This window comes from Croceicoccus hydrothermalis (assembly GCF_022378335.1).
Lineage (GTDB): Bacteria > Pseudomonadota > Alphaproteobacteria > Sphingomonadales > Sphingomonadaceae > Croceicoccus > Croceicoccus hydrothermalis.
Genome location: NZ_JAIQCI010000050.1, coordinates 1 through 9437, shown reverse-complemented (window position 1 = coordinate 9437; position 9437 = coordinate 1). Strand labels below are relative to the sequence as shown.

Below are 9437 nucleotides of genomic sequence, written 5' to 3'. Positions count from 1 at the left end.
ACACCCAGTTCCTAATTCAGATCAGAGGCTTAGGCCACTCCCGCTAACCCTTTAGGACCGGTCCGGTGAATACGACGGGCTAAGTGGGAGATCGATGCCGTTCATTTTCTAATCCGCAGTCAGATCGACGAACAGGCACTGAAGTCAATCACAGCCGATATTGCCGACACTTTAGAGGCGATTGCAGCGAGGGCCATGACGCCGAAAGAGGTTTGCAAGGCGCTGAATATTACCAATCAGGAACGATTGCGGTGGACCAAGAATGGTTGTCTTAAAACATCAGGGATTGTGAGCTTTAAAAAGGCCAACACCGTAAGCATATCCACTTACTCTGCTCATGTAATTAATGAGTTGACGAAAGACCATTGTCTAATTGAAGGTTGGCGAAGGAAAGACTATGATAGCCGAAAATCTTAGCCACTAGGCTACCCCTTTTTGGTTTGCATGGGTGCAATCTGGTCAGAATCCGTGATCGAAGCATGCCGCAGATTTGCACTACAACGCGGTCGGCAGCTTTCACATTTAAGGCAGTCAAAAGCGGACCGACGGCTAGCGGCTCAAAACCCAGGCATCATCCCGCTAATATGCTGTTCCCAGATCGTGAGCTCGCGGGCCTTGGGATCACTGCCCACCTGCTAGCGATGAGATAAATCAATTTCTAAGACTTGATCGCTATCAGAGCGAGGTGGACGCATCCGGACATCCTGCCGCGCTGACAGAAAGCGCCCGCTTGGCAGCGTTGGCCGACCTGGCGATTCTCGATACGGACTCCGAGCGAGAGTTCGACGCAATCACCAAGGTGGACACCCGCAATAACCCCTCGCGTTTTGGCCAATGATGTGATTCAAGCTCCGCGAGGAGTTAATGCTGATGCAGCCATCGAGCCTGTTTTCGCTGTCGGAGCACCTGGAGCGGCTGAGCCGGGATGGCGATCCGCTGGAGGTTCTTGCTACGACGATAGACTTTGAGCTTTTTCGCCCGCTGCTGGTAAAGGGGCTGGGCTATAGCGATGGAGCAAAGGGCGGCAGGCCTCCGTTTGATCCGGTCGCGATGTTCAAGGTTCTGGTGGTGCAGGCGCAGCACAACCTCTCCGATGCGCGCATGGAGTTCATGATCCGCGACCGGCTCTCGTGGATGCGTTTCTTCGGCTTTGATCTGGGTGGTACGATGCCTGACGAGAACACCATCCGGCACTATCGCAACCGGCTGACCGAGAGCGGCACGCTCGAAGCCTTGATGCAGGCCTTCGAGCAGCAACTGCGCCAACGCGGCTATCTCGCCATGGGCGGGCAGATCGTCGATGCCACGCTAGTCCCTGCTCCAAAGCAACGCAACACCGAGGACGAGAAGGCAGCGGTCAAGGCGGGCAGGTCAGCAAAGCAGATATGGCCAGGCAGGCCGAACAAGGCTCATCAGAAGGATGTCGATGCGCGCTGGACGGTGAAGGTTGGCGGCAAGGTCCGCTACCGTCCCGATGGCACGCCACTGCCGCAGATCGCGACGCCAGTGTTTGGCTACAAGTCGCATATCAGCATCGACCGACGTTTCGGCTTTATCCGCAAGGGCAAGGTAACCTCGGCGGCCCATAGTGACGGGCGGGAACTGCGCCATGTGGTCGACCCGGACAACACGGCTAGCGATGTCTGGGCTGACAGTGCCTATCGCAGCCGAAAGAACGAGACGTGGCTGTCACGGCATATGTTCACGAGCCGCATCCATCGCCGCAAGCCCAAGGGTAAGCCGATGCCCGAACGCACATCGCGGGCCAATGCCGCCAAGTCAGCCGTGCGGGCCAGGGTCGAACATGTCTTCGCGCATCAGAAAGGTCGATACGGACTTTTCATCCGCACCATCGGCCTTGCCAGGGCGCAGGCCAAACTCACGCTGGCCAATCTGGCATACAACTTCGACCGCCTGATCTACCACGAACGACAGGCCGCAACGGGATAGTCGCGTCAGGAGCCCCCCCCCCGGAAAGGCCGGAAATGGACGGGTGACACCGCAAAACACACCATCAAACCACCAATCCGGTCGCTCAATCGTCAATCCGCATCAGCGCGTCCACGAAACCTCGGTTATTGCGGGTGTCCAGGTAGCAGCCTCAGTTCTTGGCGCGTCTAGCGCAGCGGTAAGCCTGATCGACAGGGACCGACAGTGGTTCAAGTCCCGGCATAATATCGATTTTTCCGAAACCCCGCGCGATATTGCATTCTGCGACGAGGTCGTGGCGCGTCGGGACCCTCTTGTGGTTCTCGACGCATTGGAAGACGAAGTGTTTTCCACAAACCCATTGGTCATCGGTGGACCGAAAATCCGATTCTATGCTGGAACGCCGCTTTTCCTGAGCTCCGGACACTGCATCGGCAGCCTCTGCGTGATCGATGATCAACCTCGTCGGAATTTCGGGGAGTTTGAAATTCGACTGCTGAGGGAATTGGCGTCGGTCGTGGAGGAACTGATCGAAGCTCGCCAAGCGCGGACACGGGCGGACATCGCCGCGGAGGTAGTCGCTTCCACCCCTGATGCGGTTCTTGCTACCAACCGCTCAGCCCGGATCGTCTATTGGAATCAGGCGGCAGAGCGCATGTTTGGCTGGTCTCTAAAAGAGGCCCTTGGCCAGAACGTCAAACTGATTATCCCGCAATCGTTTCACCCAGGCCATCAGGACCGCTTCGAAGCGGCCGCAAATGGCGGCCCTACCCGCTTGGTCGGAAAGTTCGTCGAACTCGAGGCGGAGCGGAAAGACGGCGCCAACTTCCCGATTGAGCTCTCGCTTGCTCCCTGGGGTGATGGAGCTCACGGCGGATTCGCGGCTATTGTTCGGGACATCACCAAGCGAAAAGCTCTTCAAGCAGATCGCGACGGCAGTAAGAAGTTCTTGGATGCGGTTGTGTCCAACCTTCCATCGATGCTCTTCGTGAAAGACGCCGCAACGCATCGCTATTTGCTCGTGAACAGGAAGGCCGAAGATCTCGTCGGGCGATCGGCCGAGAGTATGGTTGGCAGGGATGATTCCGAACTCTTCCCATCCCGCGGTGGCGAGTTCAGGAAGAATGACGCCATAGCCGTGGCGAGCGGCAGACCGGAACAAACGGAATCCAGCTTCGAGCGCGATGACGGCTCTATCGTGGACATCAGGACGACGCGCGTTCTGATCGATGGTCCGGATCGGCCGGGTCAGTATCTTCTGGGTCTGTCGGAGGATGTGACCGAAATCCGCCTATCCGAGGCGGAGCGTTGGAGGCTCGCCCATTATGACGCTTTGACCGGGCTTTTGAACCGAGCCAGCTTTCTCGACCGAGTAAATGAGTTCATTGCCGAAGGGGTCCGCTTTGCAATTCTGAACGTGGATCTCGATCGATTCAAGTCGGTCAACGACCAGTTCGGCCATGTCGCCGGAGACGAAGTATTGAAGCTCGTCGGCAATCGGATCGGCATGCTAGCCGACGAACATACGCAGGTTGCCCGTATTGGCGGTGACGAGTTCGTATGTCTGCTTACCGGAGCGGACTTGCGTCATCGGGCGCGCAACATCTCCGAAGCGTTGATCAACAGTGTCCGTGCACCATTCTCAGCAGGTGGGATTACCGCTCACATTGGCGCATCAATCGGGGTCGTCGTCCACCCAGATGACGGCGAGTGCCTTGAGACGCTTCGCCAGCATGCCGACCTGGCGATGTATCGATCGAAGCTGGAGGGCAAAGGTGAGCCATGTTTCTTCGATGATGCGATGGATACCGCAGAGCGCGATCGGCGTAAGCTCGAAACTAATTTACGAGACGCCGTCGAAGCTGGGAAAATCGATGTCGCATTTCAGCCTATAATCGACGCCTCGACCGGTGCGGTTAGCAGTTGCGAAGCGCTTGCGCGATGGGCGGAACCCGACTTGGGGCCGGTGTCGCCGGACGTGTTTATATCACTGGCTGAAAATTGCGGCCTTATCGATACGCTTGGAGAGCAGATACTGCGGCAGGCATGTCACGAAGCGAGGAGGTGGCCCGAACAAATCAAGGTCGCGGTGAATCTTTCTCCGCGTCAGTTCTATTCGGGCGGGCTCGTCGATACTGTTCTCGGCGTTCTCCGAGAGACAGGTCTGTCAGCTGATCGTCTGCAGCTGGAGGTTACCGAGAACCTTGTCATTCAGAACCCGGCAGAAGCCTTCTCCCAGCTTGCGCAACTCAAGGAAAACGGCGTCCAGATCTCGATCGACGATTTCGGAGTAGGTTATTCCTCGCTGAGCTACTTTCAGTCGTTTCAATTCGACAAGGTCAAGATCGACAAGTCGTTCGTCGCCGAGGTAGAAGGTTCACGCGCCGCCAAGGCGGTCGTCACCGCGGTGGTGGGCTTAGCCGAGCAACTTTCGATGAAGGTCGTAGCCGAAGGTGTCGAGACGTTGTCCCAGCAGGAGTTGCTATGCCAGCTGGGAGTAAGTCATCTTCAGGGCTATCTCTACAGTGCACCCCTTACCGGAGAACAGCTGGCGGCTTATCTTTCGATACCCACCGCGTCAGCCGCTGCCTGAGTAATATCCAAACGCGAGCGAGCTGCGTTCGCAAGATCATCGGCCATCGGGTCGATCAGCTCGGAAGGGAATGAAGGCGCGTCCGTCGGGTCGCATTCGGCCGGACGCGCCTTCGCCGACACGGTTCATCAAGGGAAGAAGCCGGGTCGAATGGCTGACATACGCAAGCCGAAGGACCCTGTCTCGCAGAAGACGTCAATAGAATGTCGACGGTGCGTATCCCGGGTCTCTCCCTCCGGAATTTTCGGGACTTTCTGCGCTTCGATACAGCAGATGATAAGCAGTCAGGTGATGAAAGCGGTTGCATTGCGACTGATTTGACAAGCCTCGAAAATTCGTTGCAATCTCACTCGTATAAGGAGGGTAGACATGTCGCAGAACGAGCTTTTGAACGAATTTCGCAAATCGTATGACCGCCTTCTGAAGGCCCGGGAAACCGGCTGTGATCGAACCGCGGGTCATGCCGAACGCAACTTCTATGCCTGTGCCGAGATCGTCGCCTCCCGGCTCCCGGCCCCGCACACGGTATTTGCAACCTCGGAACATGTGCTGCAAGACCAAGCTGCCTAGAAATCAGGTACAGGTGTCAGCGGCGAAGTAATCGGCCGAACCACGTGTTTTATGCTGTGTTCGGTGCGACCGGGCAAGCTCGGCGTGAGCGGGAGGATTCGCCTGCGCTGTGCTCACCGGGCCCTTCATCAGTCGGCAACATTTGACTGTTACCTCAATGACTTGGGTTGCAAGGGACAAGTCTGATGGACGAACGTGCGGGGCGACGAGACAAAGAACGCTACCATGTGAACGCGAGCTGCCAGATTCGCGTTGGAGCAGGCACACCTATCCAGGCGGAAGTGACCGATCTTTCGGAAGCTGGATGCGCCTGTGCTACTCCATCCGTGTGGATGAGGTCAGGGGCGCAGGTGACGATCAGAATTGGTTCGCTCGGCCCGATCGATGCGACGATCCGCTGGGTTAACGACAGGCAGGTCGGAATCGAGTTTCACCGACCTGTCTATGGTCCAGTGTTCGAGCACCTGCGCAGTCTGATTGCTCAGGCGTCCGAGCGCCCGGATCGCCGCTCCGTCAACACGGCGACCTCCTACGCGACATTACTGCGACAAAAGTCGGCTTAAAGCTTATCGCCGAGGTGGGGTGATCCATTCCACCTGATTTCCGAGCAATCTAATCGGTCAAGCGGCCAGGCGAACGAGATTGCGGCCACCGTTCTTGGCAAGATAGAGCGCCTCGTCGGCGCGGGCCATCAGCGAGGTCGTGTCTTCCTGCTTACGAAGCTGCGAGACGCCGATGCTGACCGTGACGAAAATCCTGATCGAGCCAACCGATACAGGCTCAGCTTCGATCGCGGCACGCATGCGCGCGCAGGCGGACATTGCTTCACCGCGGCTAGCCGCAGGCAGGATCACGCCGAACTCCTCGCCTCCGATCCGTCCGACCAGATCGCGTGACCGGAACGAGGCTACGGCCCGCCGAGCGACCTCGGCGATCACAGCGTCGCCCGCGGCATGGCCATGCGTGTCGTTGATGGCCTTGAACCGATCGATATCGAAGATCGCAAAAGCCAGTTCCTTTCGCCCGTCGGTCGATCTGGCAACCGACCGGTCCAGGGCGGCCAAGAAGGCGCGCCGGTTGCTGAGGCCTGTCATCTCATCGCTCGATGCATGGCGCTTGAGCAATTGCTTGGCTTGCGCCTCGGCGGCCAGCGCACGTCGAACGAGGGTTGTGGACCACATGGCAAGGATGAGCAGCAAGACGCCGATGGCAGAAAGAACATACTGATAGAGTTCGTTGGCTGCGGCTTTTGCGTCAGCCTCGCGCTCACGGTCAGCAAGGAGCGCGTGTTCTATCTGTTCGATCCGGCGCAAATCGTCGAGGATTGTGTCGGTGGCGATCCGGCCATCGCCGCTTCGAACTCTCGCTACGGCCGCGTCGTGAGCTCCTGCGTCTTCTAACGCGATGATCTCCGCCAATAGAGCGTGAAGGTCTTTCATCTCGCTCTCGAGCTCGCGGATTCGCGCTTGTTGCTCGGGGTTGTCACGCGTCAGAAGCGCCAGGCCTTTCAGCCCCAAATCGGTTTCGAGGCGGCCGCGCTCGTAGGGCTTCAGGAACGCGGGATCCCCGGTCAGCAGATATCCACGCTCACCGCGGACCATGCTGAGCGTCGCGACCTTCAGATCGTCTGTCCGAAGCAGCACCTCGAGCGTGTGGACCTGCCAGTCGGCCGCGTTCTGGCGTTCGCGCGAACTGGCCGCCGCACTCCAGCTTGCTCCTGTCAGCAGCGCTGCAAGGATCACGACGCAGCCGATCAGGAGATAGACCCGCCAGTCGAGGCCCTTGCGGTGCGCCATGCGAAACATGAATTTCATTGGAGAAGCCCTTCGGTGCTCCTTTTACCCGATACGCTTGGTAAAAAGCGTTAACCCGATCGGCGGGTCCGCACCTCGCGTCAGAATGCAGACCAATCATCGCCGGTCGCACCGGACGAGGCGCCATTTACGACCCTGCGGATCGGTGGTTCCGCGTCAGGCTGCCGGTTTACGTTGGCGGCTTTTGCCTGGAGCTCATGGACGGGATTCACGAGGGGCTTGGCGCCTGACTCGACCTTGACCGTGAATTTGGCCACTCGGCGGCTGAGCTGGTTCGCTTCCTCGGCAAGGCTTCGCGCCGCCGCGGTCGCCTCTTCCACCATTGCGGCGTTCTGCTGGGTCACGCCGTCCATCTCGCCGACGGCGGTATTGACCTGCTGTAAGCCGGTCGACTGCTGTTTCGCGGAATCGGAGATGGTGTTCACAAGCCCGGCGATTTCGGAGATGCGAGCGATAATGCGCTCAAGCGCTTCGCCAGTCTGGCTGACAAGCTCAACGCCCTGTTCGACCTGATCGCTCGAAGCGGTTATCTTCGCCTTCACGTCCATCGCGGCATCCGCGGAACGCTGCGCGAGGGCGCGCACTTCTGACGCTACCACTGCAAACCCCTTTCCGGCATCGCCGGCACGCGCAGCTTCGACGCCTGCGTTGAGGGCCAAGAGGTTGGTCTGAAATGCGATGCCGTCGATCACACTGATGATATCGCTGATCTCGCTCGACGCTTTTTCAATTCCATGCATGGACTCAACGGCGCGGCGCACTACTTCACCGGACGCATGCGCTTCGGCGCGTGTTTGTCCGACGATGGCATCGGCTTCGCTCGCGCCTTTGGCGGTTTCGCGCACCGTTCCGGTTATCTCATCCATGGCCGCAGCAGTCTGTTCCAAGCTCGCGGCCTGCTGTTCAGTGCGCTGAGACAGATCGTCGGACGCTTGGCCGATGTCAGCAGCGCCATTGCTGATCCCCTTCGCGGCTTCGACGACGGCGGCAATGACTTCGTTGAGTGCTTCGGAAGCGCGATTGAAGTCGGTCCGAAGGGTTTCATAGTCGGAAGGAAACGGCTCTTCGATGCGGTAGCTCAGATCGCCTTGGGAAAGCTTCGACAGCCCCTCACCCAAATTGGTCACGACGCGTTGCTGTGCGTTTCCTGCCTCGCTTACTGAAATGCCATTTTGCCTGAACACGGCCATGGCCTTCGTCATGCGCCCGACGCAATCGGTGAACTCGGTATGATTTATCGGGCTTTCGAAATCACCGGCTGCCAACCTTTCCATGCGAACAACAGTCCCGACATACGGGTCGCAGATGTTCTTTTTGAAGATTGCGCTTGCGATAGAGGTCGAAGCGAGCGCGATAATGGCGATCACGCCTAAAGCGCTTGGAGGCGCTTCCATCGAGATCGAAAGCCAGGTTGTGACGACCGGCACGGCGGCTAAGCCAATGAATGTCACAGCCATAATGTCGAACTTGCGACGGATAGGCGCATGCGCGCGAAACCAAGAGATCATAAAGCAAGCTCCTACAGAGACTGGCTCGCAGTGACCGGTCCAAGCATGGTGCTGTGGTAAACGTCGCCGACTAATTATTCGTAAAATGCGTGTTACGTGTGGCGAGACCGTCGCCCGCTCAGTCGCCAGTTGGGCTCCAGTCTCCGTCCATTCCGCGATCGGTCGGGGCCCGTCATGAAGAAAGTTGCGATATGATGAAGGCGCATGCCTCGATCTTCTCGTAAAATACGGCTCCGCCAACGTGATCGGAAGTGGGATCAAGTCGTGCTGGTGCAGTAATGGATATCGACGGATGGACGCGCTGTCATCGTGTTTCCATCCTCATCATTTACCGGAACGAGGGAAGCCGGAATTCGGCCGACTTCGGGATGCATCTTAATCTGAATGCTCAAAGACCGCTTTCGATGCTTAGCCTGCCGAAACAAGACTATCGGCTACCGGCCCCTCATTCTGACCAATATCTGATGGTTCTGGGCATCAGTTTTTACGCATTGCTTCAGGTCCAATTCCGAGCCGGGTCGAAGGATTCGATGCGCGATCGCGTTCCCGTTCTTGCCATTATGGCCAACGAGAACGACAATGGGGTCGTCTCGATATGGTCCCGTGGCGCAGAACCGGCGAGCCTGAAACACTGGAAAGACCGTCGGCACATAGCGTCCACTGAACCTGAAGCAGATCTGGCCGGTGAAGTTCGAAATCACCGCCGACGTCAGCGCGAGCCTTAAAACCTGGTTCGAAAACCGCGGCGGGACGGTCAGCGATTTTGTCTTTCCGAGCCGGATCGATAATCCGAAACCTATGAGCACGCGGCAGTATGCCAGGCTGGTCGACGAATGGGTCACTGCCATCGGTCTTCGCGAGGCCGAATACGGCACCCATTCCATGCGACGAGAAAAAGCGGCGATTATCTACCGGGTCACTGGAAATATTCGCGCTATCTGACGTGCTCCCCTGAAATGTGACCGGTTTTTGGTAGAGTCCGACGCAAAGGAGTCGGACGAGAATGAAGCGAAGCAGGTTCAG

7 protein-coding genes and 1 pseudogene are annotated in these 9437 nt (G+C 58.0%); 6 read left to right on the top strand and 2 right to left on the bottom strand.

Annotated elements, in window-relative coordinates:
* The first annotated feature begins 685 nt into the window (after positions 1-685).
* From K4G67_RS16220 to K4G67_RS16200, 5 genes are all read left to right on the top strand, one after another.
* Complete coding sequence (locus K4G67_RS16220) at positions 686-838, top strand: hypothetical protein (protein ID WP_239807306.1); 153 nt, start codon at positions 686-688, stop codon at positions 836-838.
* 26 nt (positions 839-864) lie between these two features.
* On the top strand, positions 865-1950 hold the full coding sequence (locus K4G67_RS16215) for a transposase (protein ID WP_239807305.1): 1086 nt from the start codon (positions 865-867) through the stop codon (positions 1948-1950).
* Between the two features lie 43 nt (positions 1951-1993).
* Positions 1994-4522 carry a sensor domain-containing phosphodiesterase gene (locus K4G67_RS17715; protein WP_239807304.1) on the top strand — a complete coding sequence of 843 codons (2529 nt, stop codon included), beginning with the start codon at positions 1994-1996 and terminating at the stop codon, positions 4520-4522.
* Between the two features lie 369 nt (positions 4523-4891).
* Positions 4892-5092: a hypothetical protein gene (locus tag K4G67_RS16205; RefSeq protein WP_239807303.1), complete on the top strand. Its 201-nt coding sequence runs from the start codon at positions 4892-4894 to the stop codon at positions 5090-5092.
* 185 nt (positions 5093-5277) lie between these two features.
* Entirely contained in the window at positions 5278-5655 is a 378-nt protein-coding gene (locus K4G67_RS16200) for a PilZ domain-containing protein (protein WP_239807302.1), read from the top strand.
* A gap of 57 nt (positions 5656-5712) precedes the next feature.
* On the opposite strand, the gene K4G67_RS16195 is transcribed toward K4G67_RS16200, so the two are convergent.
* On the bottom strand, positions 5713-6906 hold the full coding sequence (locus K4G67_RS16195; RefSeq protein WP_239807301.1) for a diguanylate cyclase: 1194 nt from the start codon (positions 6904-6906) through the stop codon (positions 5713-5715).
* Between the two features lie 80 nt (positions 6907-6986).
* Positions 6987-8414 (bottom strand): methyl-accepting chemotaxis protein, encoded by a 1428-nt coding sequence (locus K4G67_RS16190; RefSeq protein WP_239807300.1) that lies wholly within the window; start codon positions 8412-8414, stop codon positions 6987-6989.
* 681 nt (positions 8415-9095) lie between these two features.
* Here K4G67_RS16190 and K4G67_RS16185 point away from each other — a divergent pair.
* A pseudogene (locus K4G67_RS16185) lies at positions 9096-9356 on the top strand (tyrosine-type recombinase/integrase); the annotation flags it as partial.
* Positions 9357-9437: the final 81 nt, after the last annotated feature.

Bases quoted from the DNA above. Each gene is read 5' to 3' on its own strand.
- K4G67_RS16200 (WP_239807302.1), top strand. From the start codon at position 5,278: ATGGACGAACGTGCGGGGCGACGAGACAAAGAACGCTACCATGTGAAC.
- K4G67_RS16190 (WP_239807300.1), bottom strand. From the start codon at position 8,414: ATGATCTCTTGGTTTCGCGCGCATGCGCCTATCCGTCGCAAGTTCGAC.
- K4G67_RS16205 (WP_239807303.1), top strand. From the start codon at position 4,892: ATGTCGCAGAACGAGCTTTTGAACGAATTTCGCAAATCGTATGACCGC.
- K4G67_RS16215 (WP_239807305.1), top strand. From the start codon at position 865: ATGCTGATGCAGCCATCGAGCCTGTTTTCGCTGTCGGAGCACCTGGAG.
- K4G67_RS16195 (WP_239807301.1), bottom strand. From the start codon at position 6,906: ATGAAATTCATGTTTCGCATGGCGCACCGCAAGGGCCTCGACTGGCGG.